This window comes from Rhizobium leguminosarum, from assembly GCF_001679785.1.
In the GTDB taxonomy this organism is placed as follows: domain Bacteria; phylum Pseudomonadota; class Alphaproteobacteria; order Rhizobiales; family Rhizobiaceae; genus Rhizobium; species Rhizobium leguminosarum_R.
The window spans coordinates 2,477,864-2,501,411 of record NZ_CP016286.1 but is presented as its reverse complement, the minus strand read 5'-3'; the positions used below and the strand labels follow the sequence as shown (position 1 = coordinate 2,501,411).

Below are 23,548 nucleotides of genomic sequence, written 5' to 3'. Positions count from 1 at the left end.
CTCTCGTTCTTAGATCTAGGGCGCCAGCGTCGCCTCTGATGTACCGGATACCGGTTTCGATGCAAAGCGGCGCTCGCGCCAGACAATGTAGAAGCCCGACGCCATGATAATCATGATGCCGAGCCATTTGATCGCATCCGGGAAGTCGCCAAAGACCAGCCAGGCGAAGATCGTCGCCGAGACGATCTCGAAATATTGCAGCGGTGCGAGCGTCGAGGCTGGTGCTGCGCGATAGGCATAGACGCCGAGGATGCCCGATATCGCGGCCATGGCGCCAACGCCGGCGACATAGAACCAGGCGCGGCCATCCGGCATGACCGGATCGAAGAGATCGGAGCCGGTTCCCTGGCCCAGGAAAAGCAGGATGGCGCAGAAGAACAGGCCCCAGATGCTCATCTGGAACTGCATCGCCCAAGGGTCCTCCCTATGCGAGAGGACGCGCGTCATCAGCACGAAGATGGCGATGCAGAGCGCGCTGACGACAGGCAGAAGCGCGATGTAGCCGACTTCTTCGAAACTCGGCTGAATGATCAGCATCGCCCCGAAGAAGCCGACGCCGCAGGCGCTGTAGCGCCGCCAGCCGATCGTCTCCTTCAAGAAGATAGCGCCGAGGATCGTCAGCATGATCGGCTCGACGAAGAAAATCGCAATCGCGTCGGCGACCGCCATGTATTTCAGCGTGGTGACGAAGGAAATCATCGAGATCGTGATGATCGCGCCGCGGATGGCATGGAACAGATTCTGGCGCCAGGAAAAATCGGCGAAGCTGCGCCGCCATATCACAATCGGCAGCATGCAGAGCGCCTGCACGGCGAAGCGGCCGGCGGTGATTTCGGCGGACGGGACTGTGACGATGGCAAGCTTGGCGAAAATGTCGATGAGCGGCGAGAACATCACCGAGATAAACATCAGCACAAGCCCCATCGTCACGTCGGAGGCGGACGAAACGGGGCGGGCGGAGGTGCTGTTCATCATGAAGTCCCTGTCACTCAGGATATTGATCGCTCAGGATCGTGCGACGGCCCTGTCGCACCAGTCCGCGAAGGCTGCGATCGCCGCTTCCGCGCCGATCTCATTCAGTGTTTCGTGCCGCATGTCCTGATATATCTCGGTGCTGATACGGGAGAAGCCTTGGGCTTTCAAATGGTTTGACAGCCAGTGCACGGCTTTTCCACGCTCCGTCGCCGGGTCTTCTCCGCCGCCGACGAGATGGATCGGCATGTCCCGCGGCAGCCGGTCGAGGTGGATTTTTTGTGGCGCGCGAAAGGTCAGCTCGAAGAGATCGAGCCAGAGAGAGACTGAGGCGTCAAGGCCGCAGAGCGGATCGGCGACATATTTGTCGACTTCATCAGGAAGACGCGACAGCCAGTCGAACTCGGTGCGGCGACCGGGAATGGATTTGCCCCAGGTGCCGAAGGTGAGCTTCGGCAGCAAGCCGCTCGGCACGTCGGAGCCCTTCAGCATGCGCTCGGCAAGGAGGACCGCCTGGGCGGCGCGGCCGGCAAGGCCGACGGCGAAATTCGAATTCCATACGGCGACGGCATCGAAGTCGGCCGGAGCCGTGACGACAGCATTGAGCGCGATGAGGCCGCCCATCGAATGGCCGAAGAGGACCACCGGCAGGCCGGGATGGCGGGAGGCCGCATGGCCGCGCATGGCGATGACGTCGCCGATCACCCTTTCGACCCCACCGCGCCGGGCAAAGCGGCCGATCGGCGCATCGGGCGCCGTCGTCTCGCCGTGGCCTCGGTGATCATGGACATAGACATGATAGCCGCGCGCCGCCATCGCCTCGGCAAAGGAGCGGTATCGTTTCGAATGTTCGGCCAAGCCATGGGATATCAACAGGATGCCGCGTGGAGCGGTGATGGCCTCAGCATGGTGATAGGCCAGCGACGCCCCTGGCACGGCGAGCCTTTGCGTTTCAGAAAACATGTGGGTCCTCCCGGCGGCAACAGACCAGATCGCCGGGCAATTGCAACATGGGCATTTGATTATCCGATAACAAATTGCGGCCTTGTTGCGATTCAGGGTTGCGGTCTTTTGATTTTGATGCTTATTTGTTCCTGTATTGTTCTTTTTTTGGGGGTTGAAATGAGCAGCATGCAGTTGCGTACCTTGACGTTTGCCGTGTCGATGGTTGTTGCCGGCGCCGGCGTGGCGCAGGAGGCCGGCGGGCGCACCCGCTTCATTCTGGCGGCGAGCTGGCAGCCGGCCTTTTGCCAGACGAACCAGAAGAAAGCCGAGTGCGCGAGCCAGACCGGCGAGCGCCCGGACGCGACGAACTTTTCGTTGCACGGACTTTGGCCGATGCGGCAGGATTATTGCGGCGTGAGCGCCGAGCAGAAGGCCGCCGACAAGGATGGCGACTGGAACAAGCTGCCGGAGGTCACGCTTGCGGCCGAGACGAAGTCGGCGCTCGCAAAGGCGATGCCCGGCACGCAATCCGGCCTGGAACGGCATGAATGGGTGAAGCATGGCACTTGCACGAAGATGAGCGCCGACGACTATTTCGGCGTCGGCATGCATCTCGTAAGCGCGCTCAACGCGTCGGCGGTGCGCGATCTTTTCGCCGCCAATATCGGCAAGCCGGTCAAGGCCGACGCGATCAAGGCGGCTTTCGACAAGAGCTTCGGGCCGGGTGCCGGCGACCGCGTCAAGATGAGCTGCCGGCGGGCCGGCAATGTCAGGATGATCAGCGAACTGACGATCGGGCTTTCGGAAGCGGCCGGGGCGGCATCGGCGAAAAGTGCCGGCCTTGCCGATCTGATCCAGGGTGCTGGAAAAACGTCGTTCGGTTGTGACGAGGGCGTCGTCGATGCTGCGGGCTTTTGACCGGAAATCCTGAGTAAACCGGGTTTCGGCGTTGCCCGCAGGCGCTGTTTCGCCTACATAGCGGCACAATCGAAGTTTCCCGCCCGGAGCAGCGCAGCATGGCACGTCAGTTCATCTATCATATGTCCGGCCTCAACAAGGCCTATGGCAACAAGAAGATCCTGGAGAATATCCACCTTTCGTTCTATCCGGATGCCAAGATCGGTATCCTTGGTCCGAACGGCGCGGGTAAATCCACCGTGCTGCGCATCATCGCAGGTCAGGACAAGGAGTATACCGGCGAAGCCTGGCTCGCCGAAGGTGCGACGGTCGGCTATCTGGAGCAGGAGCCGCATCTCGATCCTAACAAGACGGTGTTCGAGAACGTCATGGAAGGCGTTGCCTCGAAGACGGCTGTCCTCGATCGCTACAATGAATTGATGATGAACTATTCCGACGAGACGGCGGAAGAGGGCGCCAAGCTTCAGGACGTCATCGACAGCCAGAACCTCTGGGATCTGGAAAGCCAGGTCGAGATGGCGATGGAAGCCCTGCGCTGCCCGCCGCGCGACGCCGAAGTCACCAGCCTTTCCGGTGGTGAGCGCCGCCGTGTCGCGCTCTGCCGCCTGCTGCTTTCGCAGCCGGATCTGCTGCTGCTCGACGAGCCGACCAACCACCTGGACGCCGAAACCATCGCCTGGCTCGAAAAACATCTGCGCGACTATCCGGGCGCCGTGATGATGATTACCCACGATCGCTACTTCCTGGATAACGTCACCGGCTGGATCCTAGAACTCGACCGCGGCCGTGGCATTCCTTACGAAGGCAACTATTCGGCCTACCTGCAGGCGAAAGCCAAGCGCATGCTGCAGGAAAGCCGCGAAGACGCATCGCGCCAGAAGGCGATCAGCCGCGAACAGGAATGGATCGCGTCCAGCCCGAAGGCCCGTCAGGCCAAATCCAAGGCGCGTATCAAGTCCTACGAGCAACTGGTGGATGCCGCCGAAAAGCAGCGTCCTGGCGACGCGCAGATCATCATCCCGGTCAGCGAGCGCCTCGGCCAGGTGGTCATCGAGATGGACGGCATCACCAAGGGCTTCGAGGGCCGCACGCTGATCAACGACCTGTCGATCAAGCTGCCGCCAGGCGGCATCGTCGGCATCATCGGCCCGAACGGCGCCGGCAAGACGACGCTATTCAGGATGATCACCGGCCAGGAAACGCCGGATGGCGGTTCGATCCGCATCGGCGAGACCGTGCATCTCGGTTATGTCGACCAGAGCCGTGACACCCTTGCGGCCGACAAGACGGTCTGGGAGGAAATCTCCGGCGGCGCCGAAATCATCAAGCTTGGCAAGTTCGACATGAACTCCCGTGCCTATTGCGGCGCCTTCAACTTCAAGGGCGGCGACCAGCAGCAGAAGGTCGGCAATCTCTCGGGTGGTCAGCGCAACCGTGTTCACCTTGCCAAGATGCTGAAGGCCGGCGGCAACGTTCTGCTGCTCGACGAACCGACCAACGACCTCGATACGGAAACGCTGGGTGCCTTGGAGAACGCGCTGGAGAACTTCGCTGGCTGCGCCATCATCATCAGCCACGATCGCATGTTCCTCGACCGCCTGGCGACGCATATCCTCGCTTTCGAAGGCGACGGCCATGTCGAATGGTTCGAAGGCAACTTCGAGGATTATGAACAGGACAAGGTGCGCCGCCTCGGCCCCGACGCCCTCAACCCGGGCAGCCAGGCCCATAAGCGCCTGACACGCTGATTTCGCTCATTTTTGCTTGCGGAAGCCCCGGTTCGGCCGGGGCTTTTTCATGTCACGCCTTGTCGCAATCTGAGCAGCCAATTTCGCGGAGAGTGCGAATTGCCGCTTGCCACCGCTTTTCAAATCACATAAAGATATCTTTATATCTTGATTGGATCGAAGATGAGCGAACCCTTGAAGCTTGGACTGGATGCGCTGGTGGACGTCTTGAAGGCGGCCGGCGAGCCCACGCGCCTGCGTCTTCTGGCGCTTCTTGACGGCGGCGATCTGACGGTGACCGATCTTACCGAAATTCTCGGTCAATCCCAGCCCCGCATCTCGCGCCACCTGAAGCTGCTCGGCGAGGCCGAACTGATCGAACGCTACCAGGAGGGCGCCTGGGCCTATTTCCGCCTCAAGCAGGACGGTAAGGCCGCTATGTTGGTGCGGGCGTTGCTGAAGCATGTTTCCGAGAACGATCCGACCATCCTTCGTGACGGCGAGCGGCTTTCGCAGGTCAAGCGCCATCGCGCCGAGCGGGCACAGGCCTATTTCAGCCGCAACGCGGCCGAATGGGACGAGCTTCGCCGCCTGCATGCGGCCGATGAGGAGGTCGACGCCGCCGTCATCCGGCTGCTCGGCAGCCAGCCGATCGACTCGCTGCTCGATCTCGGCACCGGCACCGGCCGCATCCTCGAACTCCTGTCCGGGCTCTACCGCCGGGCGACCGGCGTCGATGCCAGCCGCGACATGCTGAGTGTGGCGCGCGCCAATCTTGACAAGTCCCGCATCACCAAGGCCACCGTGCGCCACGCCGATATCCTGAACCTTCCTTTCGAGGGACAGGATTTCGATCTGGTGACGATCCATCAGGTGCTGCATTTCTTCGATCAGCCGGAGATTGCGATCGCGGAAGCGGCGCGCATGCTCCGGCCGGGCGGCCGGCTCGTGGTCATCGACCTTGCGCCGCACACGCTCGAATATCTCCGCGACGAGCATGCGCATGTCCGTCTCGGTTTTTCGCACCAGGCGATGTCCGACTGGTTGCGCAAGGCCGGGCTCGACGTCGAGCAGGTCGTCGATCTTCATCCGGGTCAGCAAAGCGGGCAGGGGTTGACGGTCACCGTCTGGCTCGCGCGCGATCCGAGGCGCCTCATGGCTTCGCAGACAAGCGAGGGCGCCGAACCTACATTTGCCGGGAGGGTATGACATGGCTTTGAAAAACGAAGCACGCGGCCGCAACGACATCAGAGTCTCTTTCGAATTCTTCCCGCCGAAATCGGAGGAGATGGAAGGACAGCTCTGGCACGCTGTTAGCCAGTTGCAGGACTGGGACCCGGATTTCGTCTCGGTGACCTATGGCGCCGGCGGCACCACCAAGGCGCCGACACTCTCCACCGTCACGCGCTTCCTTTCGCAGACGCCGCTTGCCACCGCTTCGCATCTCACCTGCGTCGGCGCGACGAAGGAGGAGACCCATCAGGTGGTCGACACCTTCCGCAAGGCCGGCGTGACGCATTTCGTTGCGCTGCGCGGCGATGCGCCCGGCGGCGCTGGCGCGCCCTACCAGCCGCATCCCGGCGGTTATGCCAATGCGGCGGAGTTGGTGGCCGGCCTGAAGGAAATCGGCGATTTCGAGATTTCGGTTTCCGCCTATCCGGAAAAACACCCGGAAAGCCGCGATACTGCGGCCGATATCGACATGCTGAAGCGCAAGGCCGACAATGGCGCCGACCGGGCATTGACGCAGTTCTTCTTCGACAACGACAATTTCGAGCGTTACCTGGAGCGAGTGCGCGGCGCCGGAATCTCGATCCCTGTCGTGCCCGGCATCATGCCGATCCAGAACCTGACGCAGCTCAAGCGCTTCGCTGGGGCCTGCGGCACCATCATCCCCGCCTTTCTCGACGAGCGCTTCGCAGGCTTCGACGACAAGCCCGAGGAGCGGGCGAAGGTCGCCGCCGAAGTCGCTGCCGAACAGATCGAAGATCTCGTCCGGCGCGGCATCCACGACTTCCATCTCTATACGATGAACCGTGCTCCGCTGGTTTCCGCCGTGCTAGACAATCTCGGCCTCTCCCGCCGGCAAACAAAAAGTGCGGGCGCAGCCGCCTGATCTTTGCGCGCCTGAAAGACGCGCGGCGCTGTAAAAGTGAAAAGCGCATGTCGGGCGGGACATGCGCTTTTTCGTTGGCGGATTGATCAGTTGTTCAGGAGTTTAGGCACTATCAGTCGTTACACTTTCGTCGGCCAGCTCAGATGAAGAGCATGGACAAGACGAAAGCAAACGCTGCACTGACCAACAGAACATTCAAGGATTGCGTGAGTCCCATGTCTGTCTCCTCGCGTTAACCGGCCAATAATATGTCTGAAATATGTCGCTTGGAAAGCAAATTTTATGCTGCGCTGCAGAAGGGTTCAGTGGATTGGTCGAATAGCGTTTTAGCAAGTGTTTGAAATTACTTATTAATTTGCAACAAATTTTTGTTCACAGATTTTAACATGCCGTTAAATCGGGCGATTGCGCATTTACCTATGCGCCCAAAACATGGCGGGATCGCAACCGGTTGAAAACATGCGGAATTCGCAACCGGTTTCAGGCGGCCTTGGCCAGCAGGCGATAGGCGCGTCCGTCGAGAATGACGAGGCCGAAACCGATCAGCGCCATGCCGGCAAACTCGCTCAGTGCCAGCCTTTCTCCGAGGAAGAGCACGCCGAGAAGGATGGCGCTCGGCGGCACCAGCAGGGTGACGAGCGAGGCGTTGGTGGCGCCGGCTGCCGCCATGATCCGGAAATAGAGGATGTAGCCGAAGGCGGTCGACAGCAGCGCCAATGCCAGGATGGCGAGGAGGGCATCGAGCGGCGGTGCTGCAAGCGCCCAGGGACGGTCGGCCAGCAGCGACAGCGGCAGCGCAATCAGGGAGGAGGCGGTTAACTGGCCGGCTGCGGTGACAGGGGCTGGAACATTCCTGAAGCGTTTGCCGTAAGTGGCGGCGAAACCATAGGAGATGGCAGCAAGCACGGGAAGGAGCAGCGCCCAGAGCGGGGCTTCGCCACCGGCCGACATGCCGGGGCCGATCAGCACGATCGTTCCCGCCAGGCCCACGAGGCAGCCGGCGATCTTTGCCGGCGACAGCTTCTCGTCTGAGGTGAAGTAGTTGGCGATCAGCACGGTCCAGATCGGCGTTGTCGCATTCAGGATCGCCGCCAGACCCGCGCCGATGCGGGTCTGGCCGAAGAAGATCAGCGCATGCGGCAGGGCATTGTTGATGAGGCCGAGGATCAGGAACTCACGCCAGCGGCCCTTGAGGATCGCATAGAAGTCGAAACGGCCGGCGATATAGATATGCAGCGCCAGCGCCGCGAGCAGCAGCCTGAAGAAGACGAGGGTCAGCGGCGGCACGTGCTGGACGGCAATACGGGCAAAGAAGAAGGAGCCGCCCCAGATCAGGCCGAGCAGCACCAGCAGCGCCCAGGTCCAGGCATTCATTCTGCCGTCCATGCCGATTCCTCCACCGCAAGCCGTTTTTGCCGAAAACGGTTTTCGGTTTCATGCTTTAGCGCAGGCGGCGGATCGCGCCACCCGTTACTTGCGAAGCGGATGGCGGTGCAATGTTAGCAGGGATCAAAGGGCGTTAAGAAGGGCAGGCGTCGCCCAGCCGTCGGCCGGCATGCCGAGGCGCTTCTGTTCCTTCTGGATCGCGACACGCGTGCCGGAGCCGAGGATGCCGTCGATCTCGCCGACATCATGGCCGAGCGACTGCAGCTTGGTCTGCAGCGCCTTCATCTGATCGCTGGCGAGCCCCTGTTCCGGCGCGCCCTTGAGATAAGGCTCGGCGCCCGAAAGGCGCGTTCCGAAATAGGCGGCCGAGGTCGTGTAGATGAACGACTTGTTCCATTCGAGATAGATCTTGAAATTGGGATAGGCGATGAAGGCCGGTCCCATGCGGCCCTGCGGCAGAACGAGGTCGCCTTCGAGATCGCCGAAAGCTGTGTTGCCATCGCGCGGCTTGACGCCGAGTGCGAACCATTCGGCGGCCTTCATCGTGCCGCCAAGACCGGATTTCTCGAAGGGCAGGTTATCGGGCAGGGTCACCTCCTGCAGCCAGGGCTGGCCGCGCTCGAAGCCGAGGTGCTGGATGAATTTCGCTGCCGTCAGGATGGCGTCCGGGCTGCTCTGTTTCAGGCGGACATGCCCGTCACCGTCGCCATCCATGCCATAGGCAATGATGTCGCGCGGCAGCATCTGCACCTGGCCGATCTCGCCGGCCCAGGCGCCGGTATTGGTGGCGGGGTCGAGGTCGCCATGCTGGACCATCTCGATAAGGGCGATCAGCTGCGGACGGAAGAGTTCCGGGCGGCGGCAGTCATGCGACAGCGTCACCAGGGCGTTGCGGGTGTTGAAATCGCCCTGGACGGCGCCGAAATCGGTTTCCATCGCCCAGAAGGCGGTGATGACGCCCGGGGGGACGCCGAATTCCTGCTCGGCGCGGGCAAAGACGTCGGCATATTGCTTCATCTTCTGGCGGCCGATGTCGAGGCGGGCCTGGCTGACGGTGCGCTGGGAGAATTCGAGGAAGGTCTGCTTGAAGACGCCTTGGGCGCGATCCCGGCTCAGGACCTTGGGATCGATATCGGCGCCGGCGAAGGCCTCGTCGGCGGCTGCCGCACTGGCGCCGGCTGCGATAGCATCTTTCTTGACGCCTTCGAGGAAGGCGGACAGATCGCCGCCGCAGGGCGCTGCCGGGGCTGCGCCCTGCGCCTGCTGGGCGGCCGCGCCGCCTGCAAGGGCGAGGGCAAACAGAAGGGCGAGTGCAGAGCGGCTTGCGAGCGAGCGGTGCATGGATGCGGTCCTTATATCAAACAGATTGCCGTCGCTTTCACAGACGAATGTGACGGAAGCAAGAAACATCGCAAGACGTTACTAAGAATCTCTATCCTTGGAAACGGTCGCGACCCAGTTGTTCCAGTTCTTCGCGCTGCCGGCAAAGACGTTGATATCGGTTGGTCCCTTGATGCCGGGAACGACGCCGGTCGAGGTATATTGCCAGAAGGCCCAGCGGCGATCGGAATAGGTCACCTCCGGGTGTTTTGCCACGGAACGCACCCAGAAATGATAATCCTGGAAGTGGCCGGCGAGATTCTCGCGGTGGAAATCGACCGAGGTATAGATAATCGGGCGCTTGCCGTAATAGGTCTCCAGCCGGTCCATGAAACGCTGCATTTCGGCGCGCACCGTTTCGGCGTCGGGGCGGTAGCGGCAGGTCTTCGATTCGCCGTTCCACTCGACGTCGAGCACCGGCGGCAGGCGCATGGCGTCCTTCGGCACATTGCGGATGAACCAGTCGGCCTGCTGGTCGGCCGAGGAGCAGAAATAATAGAAATGATAGGGGGCGTGCGGGATGCCGGCCACGCGGGCCTCGCGCCAATATTCTTCGAAGCGGGGATCGAGCCGGTCTTTGCCTTCCGTCGCCTTGATGAAGGCGAAGGCGACGCCTGAATTCTTCACCGTGCTCCAGTCGATATCGCCCTGCCATTTGGAAATATCGATGCCGTGCACCGGATTCTTCTGCGGATGCTTCGGACCGAAATCCTGGGGATCGGTGTCCTTGAAGCGCGTCTTCGGCTTGATCGACGCCGTTTCGAGATAGTCATAACCGGAGGAACTGCAGCCGGCCAAAAGGACGGCCAAGGGAAAAACGCAAAACAAAAGCCGGCGCATGGGCGTCCCGTCGTAGCTCGAATGATCTCTTTGCCCCACAACCTGACCTTCGAAAAAGACGAGTCAGCAGAGGATAACCCTCTTTTCACCATATCAACGTAAAAAATCGGTTAGTTTCAAGCGAATTATGAGCGCTCGCTGATAATAGCTGCCCGCCAGGCATAACCGCCGCCGACGGTATTAAACAACAATCTCGCGTTGTTTTCATGGGCTTGCGCTTCCAGGACCTCGCGCAGATCGGGACGCGGCGTGACGTGGAATTTCGCAAGCCAGGACTGCAGCATGCGCCGGAACCAGCCCGGCAGGTCTTCCTGCTGGCCGAAATCGACGATGTGCAGCTGGCCGCCGGGATTGAGTGCGGCGATCGATGCATCGACGGCGCGCTGCCAGTCCGGGATCATCGACAGGGCGTAGGAAATCAAGATGCGGTCGAAGCCGCTGACGCCGAATTCGGGCGGCGTGAACGCCGTGGCGTCGGCGACGCGGAATTCCGGGATTGTCGCCTTGTTGGCGAAGGTCTTGCGCGCCGAAATCAGCATTTCCTGGGAAATGTCGAGGCCGAACAGCTTGGCGGTCGGGAAATGCCGGTGGGCGAAGGCCATGTTGCGCCCGGTGCCGCAGCCGACTTCAAGCAGGGTGCCGCCCTCGGGAACGTCGAGATTACGGATCGTGCTGTCGCGGCCGAGAAGATAATATTTGCGGGTGAGGTCGTAGATATGGCGTTGATAGCGGTACATGCCATCCATCAGGCTGGCATGTTCATCGTCCTTTGCCGCCATATCGGTATCGACCTTGCTCACGCCTTCTTCCCGTAAATGTGGAAGCCGCCGTAGATTGCCGAGCGATCGAGCGCGGTCAGCTCACGCGACTTCTCCTCGAAGTAATCCCACTGGTCGCGGATCACCGGAGCCAGTCGGCCTTCGATGATGCTCTTTTCTGCGGCGGTGCGGAAGATCACGCGGGCGCCTTCGCGCGCCGTGCGGGTAATCTCCCTCCAGACGTCGTTCAGCTGCTCGTCCGTCATCCAGTCCTGCGCGTCGAGCAGGATATAGCGATCGCGCGAGGCGGCCGGCTCCCGGGCCAGAAGCTCGGTGAAGCTTGCGTGATGAACGTTGACGCGGTCGACATTGGTACGGATCACCTCATAGTGTTCCGACTTCAGATAGGTCGGCAGCGGGCCTTCCGTTTCGGTGCCGTAGCGGCGGCCGAAAGCCTGCCAGGCGAAATAGTTATCGCTCATCGGGAAATGACAGGCGAGCTTTTCCAGGCGGTGCTTCAGCACCGGCGCGATCGAATGATCGGCGGCAAGGCTTGCGAGCTCGTCATATTGCTGCGGCGGAATGCCGAGGCCAAAGAGCGAGCTTTTGCGGCCGGTGATCCAGCGCACGACCGGCTTTTCGAAGAGCGGCGCGATCTGCTCGTCGAAGAACTGGCGCTGCTCGCGGATCGAGCGGGTCTTGGTCATCTCGCGCAGCTTGACGCCATGCAGGCGGGCAAGAAGATGAGCCGCGCCGATGAAGCGACCGAGCAGGCCCGTTTCGTAAATGTTGCGGTCGAAGACTGTGACGCGGCGACGGCCGAACTTACGGCCGTTCCAGTAGCTGCGGGTCGGCTCATCGAGACGGGCGGCGAGATGCTGGTCGTAGGCGCGGCTGTTCGACTTCTCGTTCGGCATTGCCAGGAAGCGGACGAGATCGGCATGGCCGGGAAGGTGCTTGAAGGCGGCAAGCTTCAGGCGGTTCAACGCGATGTGGTGCGGGTTGAGATCGACGACGTCGATCGAGGCGGGTGCCTTGGAGAGATAGGCGAGCATGTTGCAGCCGCCGGAGCCGATGGTGACGATGCGATGGTTCGGTTTCAGCTCCATCGCCTGCATGTCGAGATCCGGATCCTCCCAGATCTGCGGGTAGACGAGGCCGGAGAAGAGAAGCCCGAAGAGACGCTCGGAAAAGCCATCCTTCGAAAAAGCCTTGTGGCGGAGAAGGGCGTCTTTGAGTTTCCGGTTCTTGCGGAAGCCGGCATCCGGTGCAAATTCTGACATGAGTCTGTCACCTTTTTAGCGTTCAGGGCGTGTAGCGCGCCACTGCTACAGTTTGATGACGTGGGCTGTGGGCGCGCGCCGTTCGAAAACATCAAGCTCCTCGGAAAGTGATCGAGGCGACGGATCTTCTTCGCGCCGCCCCCTTTCCGGCAGACGGAATTCCTGCTTCTCTCCGGGCATTCGGAGGAATGCCATGCGATTTGTCCTGCGTGTCTTGAAGGCGCTTGCTCTCCTTCTCGTTCTCTTCGTCGTTGCCGGCGCCGCCTGGTTGTTCGTCAGTCCGCCGGAGCTCCTGCGTGTCGGGGACGGCTATGCCGCTAAGATTGTCTGTTCCAACGTCTTCATCGCCGGGCGCAACGCCGAGGACGTACTGGAGGACGATGTGCAGGCGCCGGGAAACCCGCTGCTGCGGCTTGTGCGCGTCAGTGTCAACCGTGACAATGGCCGACTGACGGCTCGCTTCATGGGGCTGTTTGCATCGAGTTATGCGCTCTATCGCGGTGGGCTCGGCTGCACGAGTGTGCCGGATGGCGATTTCGAGGCGGCGGCGAATGCCGTCCCCTTCGACGCGCCGGCCAAGATGGAAACGAACCCTGCGTTATGGCCGCAGGGCGAGGGCGTCGGCGATCCCGACACGAAGGTTGCCGCTGTGCTGGCCGATGCCGGGCTTGCCGGCCCGGCCATGCGGGCGGTCGTGGTGGTGCGGGATGGTCGCATCGTCGCGGAAGCCTATGCCCCCGGATTCTCGGCGAAGACGCCGCTGATCGGCTGGTCTATGACGAAGACGGTCAATGCTGCGATCCTCGGCCGCCTGATGCTCGACGGCAAGATCTCCTTCGACGACGATCATCTGCTGGCGCAGTGGAAGGACGGTGCTCGCGCCAAAATAAAGGTTTCCGACCTGCTTGGCATGGAAAGCGGCCTTGCCTTCAACGAGAATTATGGCGATGTCGCTGACGTAACGCGCATGCTCTATCTCGATCCCGACATGGTATCGCTGCCGGCCAATGCGCCGATGGAGGCGGCCCCCGGCAAGCGATTCCGCTATTCGAGTGGCACGGCCGTGCTGCTCTCGCGCATCTGGATGGACAGGGTCGGCAATGCTCAGGCGGCTTTTTCCTATCCGCGCGACGCGTTGTTTGCCCCGCTCGGCATGACGAGCGCCGTGTTCGAACTCGATGCGCGCGGCACGTTCGCGGGAAGCTCTTATCTTTATGCGACGGCCCATGACTGGGCGCGCTTCGGGCAGTTCCTGCTGCAGGATGGCGTGTGGAACGGCCAGCGTCTGTTGCCGGAGGGTTTTGTCGGCGCCATGCGCACCCCGACGGCGGCTTCGAACGGGCGGTATTCGCAGGGCCAGGCCTGGCTAGCACCCGGCCGCGGCTCGAGTGCTGAGGCCGGGCTGCCGGAGGATACGTTCTGGCTGACGGGGCACGACGGGCAGAGCGTGGCGATCGTGCCGTCCGCCAATCTGGTGGTCGTCAGGCTTGGCCTGACACCGAGTCGGCTCGACTACCAGCCGCAGACCCTGCTGAAGGCGATCCTGACGGCCCTGCCGCAATCGGGGGCGCAGCAGCAGGCCGGATCGCAATGACAAGCCCAGCCGCAGCCATAGGCCACCGTTTCAGTCGTCATCCCTGCTTTCAGCAATTGCCCGGTTTCAGTAGTTACCTTGGGCAATGTCGGTCATGCCCTTGCGCTTGGCGTCGTAATAATAACCGCGCGCGTAAAGGCGAACGGCGTCGTCTTCCTTACTGTCGGAGACGAGCCAAGCGCCGCGCAGATATTTCGCGGCATATTTGATGTTGGTCTCGGCATCGAAGAGGCCGCCCGGGGCACCGCCGTAGCCCATGGACTTGGCGGTGTTGTACTTGATCTGCATCAGGCCGAAATAGCCGCGCTTGTTGTAGGCCTTCGCATTATAGCGGCTCTCGCGATGGACGACGCGATGGAGCAGGGTCTCGGGAATTTCGTAGACCTTCGAATATTTCTGGATGAGCTTGGTGACAAAGCTCTTCTCGACGGTCGGCGCATCGTCTTTATCGTCGTCGCTGAACATCGGGGGGGCGGTCGGCGGATCCATCGGCCCGGATTCGTCGAAACCGTAGTCCATGCTGGCGCGCGGCGTGGTGTCGACTGCAGCAAGCGCTGCAAGCGCGCTGTTTTGCGGTGTCGCGGCAAAGGCAAGCTGCGTCGTCGGCTGTGCCGGCGCTCCCGGGCGTGGCGTCGGCACGACGGACTGGATCGCCGTCATCTCGGGCGTCAGCGGGATCTGCGCATAAGCTGCCGGCTGCATGCCTGCCTGCATGGTAAGATCGCCAGGCTGGGAGGCCGTCACGGTCGGCATCGCCGTTGCGGTCAGGGAGGGGGATGCCTGGGGAATGGTGGCGCCTGCAATCGCCTGACCGGCTGCGCCTTCGGCTGTCGGGATCGCGGCGAGTGTTGCATCTTCGCCGGGTTTCGGCATCGGCACGACGGTCTGGGCGGCTGTCAGTTCGGCCTGGGACGTGTATTCGACGCTCGTACATCCCGTCATCACGCCGCAGAGTATCGTCGAGACGACAAGACTGCGTTTCAGGCCGGATAATCCGATCGCTACCATTCCGCCACTTTCGTGAAATCGCGCCGCCCCGGCAGCGTATAAAAGTTACCAAAAGCCTTAAGCCCTGGTGACCCCATTAACCTATTCGTGGCATTCCGGCAACCACGGAATATTTCGGAATATTTCTACGCTGCAATACGGCGATACCCCGCCGTTACGGCGCCTGCAGCGATCAGCAGAGTGCCTCCGGTTCGGTTTACGGCGCGCTGGATGCTCGCCTTGCGAATCAGTCCGCGTGCGCTGTGGGCGAGAAAGGCGTAGGTGGAAGCGTTGAGGATCGCCAGCACGAGGAAGGTCGCTTCCATGATCGCCATCTGCCCGACGAAGGGCAGGGCCGGATTGAGGAACTGCGGCACGAAGGCGACGAAGAAGATGATGCTCTTCGGATTGAGGGCGGTGACGACATAGGCGTGGAGGAAGATCTTAAGCGACTTCTCCTCCGGCAGGTTGTCGTTGTCGGCAACCGGTTCGCCGATGATGGGAGCCCGCCAGAGCTTGATTCCCAGCCAGATCAGGTAGGCGCCGCCGATCCACTTCAAGACGGTGAAGAGGGTCGCGGAGGCGGCCAGAACGGCGCCGAGACCGAAGAGAGAAGCCGTCATCGCCGTGAAGTCACCAAGCGCCACGCCGCCCACCGTCGCGAACGCCGTCCGGCGCCCATGACCGAGCGCATAAGAAACGACGAGCAGTATCGTCGGCCCCGGTATGGCCAGCATGATGGCGGATGCGGCCGCAAAAGCGAGCCAAGCTTCAAGTGACATGGTGTCTCCTCCTATTCCTCAGGAACAAGCAAAGACATCATATTAACCATCCGTCAATCACGCTTCTTTGTATTTCTGGCCTATATTGTCCATGACTTCGGCAAACCATGCCGTCGAAAGTTCAAAAGCCTTGCCGCCCTTGATGCGCGGGAATTCTATAGTGCGCAATTTACCGTTCTGGCCTTCATCATGGCCGGTGACGCCGGAGACTTTATTGAGCGCGCTTTCGACGGCGAGATCGACCATGCTCTGGATCAGCCTGAGGTCATCGCCGTTGGCGGGCGCCGAGCGGGCGAAATAACCTGATTTCTGCACCAGGGAACGCTCGGCGTCGAGCAGATTGGCGAACTGCTTCTGGAACCAGGCGCCGACATTGATCGTGTCGATTTTCACATGGCCGAAAGCATCGCGCTTGACGGTCTCGCCGGCGGCTTCGCGCTCGGCGACGATGGCGTCGAGGCAGGCGCCTTCCGAGACGAAGACCGTGGCGTGGCCGTTGCGGTCCATGCTTTCCTTCAACCGAGCGGCCTCGGCGTCGAGGTCGAAGGCCATCTCAGGCAGGTAGACGGCGTCGATACTCTTCAGGTGCGCGTCCATCATCAGGCCGTCGACATACTGGTTGCGGCTGGCGCGCTGCAGATAGGCGCGGGCGGTGGCGGCCGTCAGCCAACCGCAATGGCGGCCCATGACTTCATGGATGACGAGGGTGCGGGGGGCGGCGGTCTGCTCGTTGCCGACATTGTCGAAGAAATGCGCGCCGACTTCGGCGGCCGTCCAGGCGCCGAGCGACTGGCGGATCGGCACGACGTCGTTGTCGACAGTCTTCGGCAGGCCGACGACGGTGAGATCGTAGCCGTTGGCGGCGAGGTAGGCGGCAAGGTCGGCGGCCGTGGTGTTGGTGTCGTCGCCGCCGATCGTGTGGAGAATGGTGATGCCGTCATTGGCGAGGCGTTCGGCGGCGACCCGCAGCGGATTCTCGCCTTCCTTGACCAGGCCGCGCTTGACGCAGTCGGCGGCATTGGTGAGCTTGACGCGGCTGTTGCCGATCGGCGAGCCACCGTAGCGGTGCAGCAGCGGTGCCTTTTCGCGCATCGCGCGGTTGATCTCGATGCTGTCGCCGAGGAGCACACCCTGGTAGCCCGACCTGTAGGCGACGATTTCGAGTTCGGGCGCGACGTCGCTGTAGCGTTCGATAAGGCCGCCGACGGCGGACGAAAGACAGGGCGCCAGGCCTCCGGCGGTCAGCATTGCGACTTTCTGTTTGGCCATAATCCCTCCTAGGTGTTTCGGTGCGGCAGCGTTAGCTAGCGCATGGATGCGGCAGGGAAAGGGCCCTGTAAAGTAAAGAATTTACGAAAAATGCGCGTTTCTGCCGTGTTGAACCGCAAAGGCGACGCGAAGTGCTGATATAATCGTTTCAACCCGGTCTGCTTGTCGAGAACTGCCCGTGGAAATTTCCGCCGCGCGTTCCGGAATCCACGTGCCCGGGCAATGTCGGCGACCGCCGTCCATGCCCTCACGCGAGATGAAAGCGGGCGTGATGAATCGTTTGTTGCGGTGCGACAATTACCAAATCGTGAAAACTGTGTTCGCCCCTACGACGAATAGTCGCCTTGCAAAGGCTGCGATTCTTTGGTCAAGCTGTTTCTCTATAAGTTGACAAGTGTGTGAGATTTTCGATGTCCTTCTGGGAAAAACTGTTGAATGCCATTGGCAATACTGCAGGCAATGCGCTGTCTGCGGTGGTCGAGGCTATCCGCACGGTTTTTGAAGGCGATCCCGAGACCCGGCGTAAGGTGGCTTTCTCCGTGGCGATTATCGCGCTGTCGGCCAAGATGGCCAAGGCCGACGGCATCGTCAGCGAGAAGGAGGTCGAAGCCTTTCGCGAAATCTTCGAGTTTCCGCAGGATCAGGCGAAGAATGTCGCCAGGCTCTACAATCTCGCGCGCCAGGACGTCGCCGGCTACGAAGCCTATGCCGAACGGCTCTCGACGCTCTGCGTAACCTGTGCGGCCAATTGCCCGGTGCTGGAAGACGTGCTCGACGGCCTCTTCCACATCGCCAAGGCCGACGGGCTGATCCATGAGAAGGAACTGAATTTCCTGCGCCATATCGGCGAGATCTTCCAGATGAGCGAGATCCGCTTCGAGCAGATCGCCGCCCGCCACGTCTCGTCCGGCGGCGATCCCTACAAGGTGCTCGGCGTCTCGCCTTCCGATGATTTCCCGACGATCCGCCGCCGTTACCACGGCCTCGTCAGCGAACATCATCCCGACCGGCTGATTTCGCGCGGCGTGCCGAAGGAATTCCATGTGATCGCCAATGAGCGCATGGCGGCGCTGAACGCGGCCTATGAGGCGATCGAGAAGGAACGCCGCGCCGCATGACCTCTTTCGAGGCCGACTGCAGAAGCGCCCGCGTGCAGCCTTCGCCGAACCATGGCGAACGGGCGGACGGGCGCCGTCCCGATATGATCCTGCTGCACTATACCGGCATGCCGACGGCAGATGGTGCGCTCGACTGGCTCTGTCGCGCCGAAAGCCAGGTTTCCAGCCATTATTTCGTGCATGAGAATGGCGAGGTCGTGCAGCTCGTGCCGGAAGTGCGGCGTGCCTGGCATGCGGGAAAAAGCAGCTGGCACGGCGAGACCGATATCAATTCGCTGTCGATCGGCATCGAGATCGCCAATGCCGGCCATCCGGGCGGGCTTCCTGATTATCCGAAAGAGCAGATCGCCGCGGTGATCGAATTGTGTCGCGACTGTGTCAAACGTTGGTCGATCGCACCTGAACGGGTCCTCGGGCATTCCGATGTCGCTCCGATCCGCAAGGTCGATCCGGGCGAGAAATTCCCCTGGGCCGCGCTCCACCAAGCGGGCATTGGGCACTGGGTCGAGCCGGCAACGATCACCGGTGGGCGCTTCTTCCAACGCGGCGATACCGGTCAACCCGTGGAAGCGCTGCAATCGATGCTGTCGCTCTATGGTTACAGCACTGAAATCACAGGTGAATTCTCCGAAAAAACGGCGGGCGACGTCGAAGCTTTCCAGCGGCATTTTCGGCCCGAACGGATAGATGGCATCGCCGATTTCTCGACGATCGACACATTGCACCGGCTGCTGTCGGCTTTGCCGCGTTATTCCTGATTCCTCGACAATTGCTGAAACGCCGAATTTCGCACTGCAGCGTGAAATTCGGCCTGCCACATCATTTCCCTATTATCTCCTCATTGCGATGGTCTAAGAACCTCCGCCAAGCGGTGCTCGGGGCTGTTTTCGAGTTAAACCACGGGCGCTATGTGAAACGATAAGAATTACCGCGAATCCCGATCGGTCATTGATCTGGTATTCATTATGACGGCGAGGCGCGCAGTCCGGAAATTCTTTGGGTCGGAGTGTTCAAGACTACATGAGAAAACTGATTGTTGTTGCTGCAACATGCGTTGGCATGGTGCTGGCGGGAAATAGCTTTGCCTTTGCGAATGATTGGGGTGTGCGAGCCGATGCGCCGGTGAAGAAAGTCGAGCGTCCTTCGAAGAAGACAGAGCGTCCGTTGAAGAAAGCGGAGCGTTCGGTCAAGCCGGCGAAGCGTCCGCTCAAGACTGCGGAACGCCCGCTGAAGACGGTCGAGCGCCAGAGCGGTTATCCCGTCGCCAATGTTTCCGGCAATTCCTATTCCGCACTGATCAGCAAATATGCGAGCCAATATGATGTACCGGTTGCGCTTGCGACCGCGGTCATCCGCATCGAAAGCAATTTCAATCCGAATGCGCGCGGCAGCCACGGTGAAATCGGCCTGATGCAGATAAAGCCTGCAACTGCCCGCATGATGGGCTATTCCGGCAGCGCCAAGGGCCTGTTCGATCCGGAAACCAACATCAAGTACGGCATGAAATATCTGGCTGCCGCCCATGATCTCGGTGGTGGCGAGACCTGCAACACAATCCTCAAATACAATGCCGGCCATGGCGCCACGCGCATGAACCCGGTGTCCAAGTCCTATTGCGGCAAGGTTCTGGCAATGCTCTGAGCCTGAAGCGCTTATCCCTGACAAGAGTTGGATGATTCAAGACGATTGCCATGGTATCGCTGGAATTTAGCGAGGTGCGATATGGCAGTCGATTTCAGGTTTATCGTTATCGGCCGCGGCATGATGGGTGCCGCGGCCGCAGCGCATCTCTCCTCGATGGTCGACGGCATCGCACTGATCGGCCCGCGTGAGCCGGAGGAGCGCAAGGCCCATCACGGCGTCTTCGCCAGCCATTACGACGAAGCGCGCATCACCCGCACCTTCGACGGCAATCTTGCCTGGGGAACCTTCGCGGCCCGCGCGCTCGACCGCTATGGCGAGATCGAGGCAAAGAGCGGCATCTCCTTCTATTCGGAGGTCGGCTGCCTCTTTGCCGGTCCTGAGAAGAACGAGCAGGACTATATCGAAAGGGCGCTGACGGTCAGCCGGACGCTCGGCAGCGATATCGAGACCATCGCATCGTCGGAACTCGGCGGACGCTTTCCCTATCTTCATGTCGATCCTGATTTCACAGGATATTTCGAACGCACGCGCGCCGGCTACATAAACCCGCGGGCGCTGGTGCGCGCGCAGGCCAAGCTTGCCGAACAGGGCGGCGTCTCGCTGATCGAGGCCACCGCAACATCGGTGCGCGATGCGGGTTCCCACGTCGAGGTGACGGCCGGCGGTAGAAGCTATAGCGCCGAGCGCGTGCTGGTCGCTGCTGGCGGGTTCAGTAATTTCCATGCCCTGCTGCCGCGTCCCGTCGATATCAGGGTCATGGCGCGAACGGTCGCCTTCTACGAGATTGGCGAACGCGAGATGGCGATCTTCGGCGATATGCCGTCGACGATCGTGCTCGGTGACCGGGAAGAGGATCATATCTATATCCTGCCGCCGGTGCGTTATCCCGACGGCAAGACCTATCTGAAACTCGGTGGCGACACCGAGGCGCTTTCCTTTGACAGGCTGGAGGATGCGGGGGCGTGGTTCCGTTCCGACGGCAGTGCCGCCGGGCGCGATCATCTCTCGCGCGTCGCCTTGCAGTTGATGCCGGAGCTTGCCGGCTGCCGTGTGACCTCGGCGCCCTGCGTGGGGAATTTCACGCCGACCGGTTATCCCTATGCCGGATTTACGCAGTCGCCGCGCATCGCGGTGCTGACCGGCGGCAATTTCGTCGCGGCCAAATCTTCCGACGAACTCGGTCGCTTAGGGGCCGTGCTTCTGGCGGAAGGGCAGCTTGGCGAAGCGGATTTCGGCGGCGCACTGACGCCGGTTTTCGCCGCTGCATAATTCCCTAATCGGAATCGATTAGGGAATTATGCAGCAATTCAAAGTGTTACAGCGGCGCTATTGAGAGGAGACAGCATGGCAGTCGATTTCAAATATATCGTCGTCGGCCGCGGGCTGATGGGGGCGGCGGCGGCGCGGCATCTGGCGCGCCAAGCGGACGGTGTCGCGGTGATTGGCCCGGACGAGCCTGATGACCGCAAGATGCATCAGGGTGTCTTCGCCAGCCATTATGATGAAGGGCGCATCACTCGCACCATCGATCCCGACCGCAATTGGGCACTGCTCGCCAACCGCTCGATCGACCGCTATGGCGAGATCGCCGGCGACAGCGGCATCGATTTCTATCGCGAGGTCGGCTGTGTCGTCGTCGCGCCGACCGGGGGCGATTATCTCGAGAAAACCCGACAGGCCGCCGTTTCGCTCGGCGTCGAGACCAGCCTGCTCGACGAGCAAGGGCTGAAGGCTGCCTTTCCCTTCTTCGCCTTTCCCGATGGGCGCGCGGGCGTCTTCGAGGCGAGAGGGGCCGGCCACATCAGTCCGCGTAAGCTTGTGAAAGCCCAATCGTTGCTGGCGGAAAGGGCAGGCGCCACGATCATCCGCGATCATGTCGTTTCGATCCGCAGCGAAGGTGGATCGGCTGTCGTCGAGACGGCCGGTGGCCTGAGCCATCGTGCTGAGAAGGTGCTGCTGGCAGCTGGCGGATTTTCCATTGCGGAGAATCTGTTGCCGCAGCCCGTTGCCATGACGGTTTATGCCCGGACAGTGACGCTTTTCGAGGTAAGCGATGCCGACGCGGCGCGCCTGGCTGCGATGCCGTCGCTCATTCTCCGGGCGCCCGGCATTGATATCTACCTGCTGCCGCCGATCCGCTATCCTGACGGCAAATTCTACCTGAAGATCGGCGGCGATCCTGACGATCTGGCGCTCAGCGACGACACGGAAATGCGCGCCTGGTTCAAGACCGAGGGGCGCGATACGGTGCGCGCGCATCTCAAGCACATCGTTGCAGGTCTTGTGCCCGATATGGTGCCGCTTTCGATTTCGACGGCCGCCTGCGTCGTGTCGCATACGGAAAGCGGCTATCCGATGATCGGCTATAGCTCATCGCCCGAGATCGCGGTGTTGACGGGCTGCGCCGGGACGTCGGCCAAGAGCTCGGACGAAATCGGTCGACTTGGGGCCGAGCTGCTTTTGTCAGGCGGAATCAGCGAACAGGGCTATTCCACGGATTTCACACCGCAATTTCGGTAAGTAAATTTTGATTTCGATAGCAATTGCGATCTCTCTCGTTTATGGGAGCCCTGCCAGTTGGCTGGGCAGCCGCGCTTTACCAATGCCGAAAGGCGGTAGGGTGAGGAAAGTCCGGGCTCCACGGAAACACGGTGCCGGATAACGTCCGGCGAGGGCGACCTCAGGGAAAGTGCCACAGAAAGCAAACCGCCTGTCATGACAGGTAAGGGTGAAAGGGTGGGGTAAGAGCCCACCGCATCTCCGGCAACGGAAATGGCACGGTAAACCCCACCGGGAGCAAGACCGAATAGGGATGACGCGGTAGGCCGAAAGGCCTTCCGGCTGGTTTCCAGGCCAGTCATCCGGGTGGGTTGCGTGAGGCAGCGTGCGAACGCTGTCCCAGAGGAATGGCTGCCACGTTCCGGTTCACGCCGGAGCCATACAGAACCCGGCTTACAGGCCAACTGGCGATTACATCTTGACCGCGCGGCAGCCGGATTTTCAGCGTAAGTCGCTGAAACCGGCTGTTTTCAAGTTGATGTTTATGCATCCATCGGATGGATTTTTCCTGCATGTGTACCAATGCGTGTCATTTGTAAGATGACGCCGCTAACCCTTTGTTAAACTTAACGGCTTATAAATTTTTGATCATGCGCCTATTGCAAAATAGGCGTATCCCATTGACGCCCATATGGTCCCATGCTATCCCAAATGCGCACTGCACCAGGGCAATTACCTGCCCATTTATCGCAAAGCAAAGGCGTCTTCCTCTCCGGAAGCGTTGGAGGGGTTTTTGCTCATCCGGCTTGCGAAGCTGTGCCTGATATCGGGAGTTTCGGGCGTCTTTTGGTCGTCCGGATCCCTGCGGGAACGGATGTTTCGTGTCATGAGCCGCTTCCTTTCGAATGCGACCAACAGGATCGACGCCAAGGGCCGGGTTTCCGTGCCTTCGGCTTTCCGTTCCGTGCTGGCGCAGCGCAACGTCCAGGAGCTTTACTGCTTCCAGGACTTTGTGTTTCCGGCGATCAGCATCGGCGGTCCGGATCTTCTCGAAAGATTCGAACGGCAGATTGCTGCGGAGGATCCGTTTTCGCCGGATGCGAACGAGATGTCGCTTCTCATTCATGGAGGCGGGGTCTTCATGAAGCTCGACGCCGAGGGGCGGCTGATGGTCACGGATTTCATTCGTGGCTTTACCGGCATCTCGGACGAAGTGACCTTCGTCGGTCGGGCGGATCATTTTCAGCTCTGGCAGCCGCAGGCTTTTGTGGCAGCGCAGGCGCAGGCACGAGGGGAGCGCAAGCTGGCGGGCAAGCGTTCCTAAAAGAAC

21 protein-coding genes and 1 other RNA gene are annotated in these 23,548 nt (G+C 61.1%); 12 read left to right on the top strand and 10 right to left on the bottom strand.

The window, feature by feature from the left end:
* Positions 1-15: 15 nt before the first annotated feature.
* Positions 16-972 (bottom strand): DMT family transporter, encoded by a 957-nt coding sequence (locus BA011_RS12510; RefSeq protein WP_065282517.1) that lies wholly within the window; start codon positions 970-972, stop codon positions 16-18.
* A gap of 33 nt (positions 973-1,005) precedes the next feature.
* On the bottom strand, positions 1,006-1,935 hold the full coding sequence (locus BA011_RS12505; protein WP_065280706.1) for an alpha/beta fold hydrolase: 930 nt from the start codon (positions 1,933-1,935) through the stop codon (positions 1,006-1,008).
* 159 nt (positions 1,936-2,094) lie between these two features.
* On the opposite strand from BA011_RS12505, the gene BA011_RS12500 reads away from it, so the two are divergent.
* The 4 genes from BA011_RS12500 (at position 2,095) to metF (ending at position 6,678) form a co-directional block, all read left to right on the top strand.
* Positions 2,095-2,835, top strand: a complete 741-nt coding sequence (locus BA011_RS12500; RefSeq protein WP_065280705.1) for a ribonuclease T2 family protein — start codon at positions 2,095-2,097, stop codon at positions 2,833-2,835.
* 98 nt (positions 2,836-2,933) lie between these two features.
* Positions 2,934-4,583 carry an energy-dependent translational throttle protein EttA gene (ettA, locus tag BA011_RS12495; RefSeq protein WP_011652822.1) on the top strand — a complete coding sequence of 550 codons (1,650 nt, stop codon included), beginning with the start codon at positions 2,934-2,936 and terminating at the stop codon, positions 4,581-4,583.
* A gap of 162 nt (positions 4,584-4,745) precedes the next feature.
* The gene (locus BA011_RS12490; RefSeq protein ID WP_065280704.1) at positions 4,746-5,771 is read left to right on the top strand and encodes an ArsR/SmtB family transcription factor; all 1,026 of its coding nucleotides are present in this window, start codon (positions 4,746-4,748) and stop codon (positions 5,769-5,771) included.
* Between the two features lies 1 nt (position 5,772).
* Positions 5,773-6,678, top strand: coding sequence for a methylenetetrahydrofolate reductase [NAD(P)H] (gene metF / locus BA011_RS12485; RefSeq protein WP_065280703.1), 906 nt, complete (start codon positions 5,773-5,775; stop codon positions 6,676-6,678).
* Positions 6,679-7,158: 480 nt separating this feature from the next.
* Here the strand turns inward: metF and BA011_RS12480 are convergent, their stop codons facing one another.
* The 5 genes from BA011_RS12480 to BA011_RS12460 form a co-directional block, all read right to left on the bottom strand.
* The gene (locus BA011_RS12480) at positions 7,159-8,064 is read right to left on the bottom strand and encodes a DMT family transporter (protein WP_065280702.1); all 906 of its coding nucleotides are present in this window, start codon (positions 8,062-8,064) and stop codon (positions 7,159-7,161) included.
* 123 nt (positions 8,065-8,187) lie between these two features.
* On the bottom strand, positions 8,188-9,405 hold the full coding sequence (locus BA011_RS12475) for a lytic murein transglycosylase (protein ID WP_065282516.1): 1,218 nt from the start codon (positions 9,403-9,405) through the stop codon (positions 8,188-8,190).
* Between the two features lie 81 nt (positions 9,406-9,486).
* Positions 9,487-10,284: a GH25 family lysozyme gene (locus BA011_RS12470; RefSeq protein ID WP_065280701.1), complete on the bottom strand. Its 798-nt coding sequence runs from the start codon at positions 10,282-10,284 to the stop codon at positions 9,487-9,489.
* A 125-nt stretch (positions 10,285-10,409) separates the two neighbouring features.
* Positions 10,410-11,084 (bottom strand): class I SAM-dependent methyltransferase, encoded by a 675-nt coding sequence (locus BA011_RS12465; protein ID WP_065280700.1) that lies wholly within the window; start codon positions 11,082-11,084, stop codon positions 10,410-10,412.
* On the bottom strand, positions 11,081-12,325 hold the full coding sequence (locus tag BA011_RS12460; RefSeq protein ID WP_065280699.1) for a DUF3419 family protein: 1,245 nt from the start codon (positions 12,323-12,325) through the stop codon (positions 11,081-11,083). Before BA011_RS12460 ends, BA011_RS12465 begins: the two co-directional genes overlap by 4 nt.
* Positions 12,326-12,518: 193 nt before the next feature.
* Between BA011_RS12460 and BA011_RS12455 the strand changes: the two genes are divergently transcribed.
* The gene (locus BA011_RS12455; protein ID WP_065280698.1) at positions 12,519-13,919 is read left to right on the top strand and encodes a serine hydrolase domain-containing protein; all 1,401 of its coding nucleotides are present in this window, start codon (positions 12,519-12,521) and stop codon (positions 13,917-13,919) included.
* A 66-nt stretch (positions 13,920-13,985) separates the two neighbouring features.
* Here the strand turns inward: BA011_RS12455 and BA011_RS12450 are convergent, their stop codons facing one another.
* From BA011_RS12450 to BA011_RS12440, 3 genes are all read right to left on the bottom strand, one after another.
* Positions 13,986-14,927 (bottom strand): lytic transglycosylase domain-containing protein, encoded by a 942-nt coding sequence (locus tag BA011_RS12450; RefSeq protein WP_065280697.1) that lies wholly within the window; start codon positions 14,925-14,927, stop codon positions 13,986-13,988.
* Between the two features lie 125 nt (positions 14,928-15,052).
* Complete coding sequence (locus tag BA011_RS12445) at positions 15,053-15,688, bottom strand: LysE family translocator (protein WP_065280696.1); 636 nt, start codon at positions 15,686-15,688, stop codon at positions 15,053-15,055.
* Between the two features lie 57 nt (positions 15,689-15,745).
* On the bottom strand, positions 15,746-16,957 hold the full coding sequence (locus BA011_RS12440) for a pyrophosphate--fructose-6-phosphate 1-phosphotransferase (protein ID WP_065280695.1): 1,212 nt from the start codon (positions 16,955-16,957) through the stop codon (positions 15,746-15,748).
* A 410-nt stretch (positions 16,958-17,367) separates the two neighbouring features.
* Here BA011_RS12440 and BA011_RS12435 point away from each other — a divergent pair, with 410 nt between their 5' ends.
* The 7 genes from BA011_RS12435 to mraZ all read left to right on the top strand — a co-directional run bounded on the left by BA011_RS12435 (position 17,368) and on the right by mraZ (position 23,542).
* Positions 17,368-18,075: a J domain-containing protein gene (locus BA011_RS12435; protein WP_017961314.1), complete on the top strand. Its 708-nt coding sequence runs from the start codon at positions 17,368-17,370 to the stop codon at positions 18,073-18,075.
* Positions 18,072-18,833, top strand: coding sequence for an N-acetylmuramoyl-L-alanine amidase (locus tag BA011_RS12430; protein ID WP_017961313.1), 762 nt, complete (start codon positions 18,072-18,074; stop codon positions 18,831-18,833). The genes BA011_RS12435 and BA011_RS12430 overlap by 4 nt, the downstream gene beginning before the upstream one ends.
* 262 nt (positions 18,834-19,095) lie before the next feature.
* Entirely contained in the window at positions 19,096-19,716 is a 621-nt protein-coding gene (locus tag BA011_RS12425; RefSeq protein ID WP_065280694.1) for a lytic transglycosylase domain-containing protein, read from the top strand.
* Between the two features lie 81 nt (positions 19,717-19,797).
* Entirely contained in the window at positions 19,798-20,988 is a 1,191-nt protein-coding gene (locus BA011_RS12420) for an NAD(P)/FAD-dependent oxidoreductase (protein ID WP_065280693.1), read from the top strand.
* 75 nt (positions 20,989-21,063) lie between these two features.
* On the top strand, positions 21,064-22,239 hold the full coding sequence (locus tag BA011_RS12415; RefSeq protein ID WP_065280692.1) for an NAD(P)/FAD-dependent oxidoreductase: 1,176 nt from the start codon (positions 21,064-21,066) through the stop codon (positions 22,237-22,239).
* A 53-nt stretch (positions 22,240-22,292) separates the two neighbouring features.
* Positions 22,293-22,690: RNase P RNA component class A (rnpB, locus tag BA011_RS12410), an RNA gene on the top strand.
* Between the two features lie 414 nt (positions 22,691-23,104).
* Positions 23,105-23,542, top strand: coding sequence for a division/cell wall cluster transcriptional repressor MraZ (gene mraZ / locus BA011_RS12405; protein WP_025395324.1), 438 nt, complete (start codon positions 23,105-23,107; stop codon positions 23,540-23,542).
* The last annotated feature ends 6 nt before the right edge of the window (positions 23,543-23,548 follow it).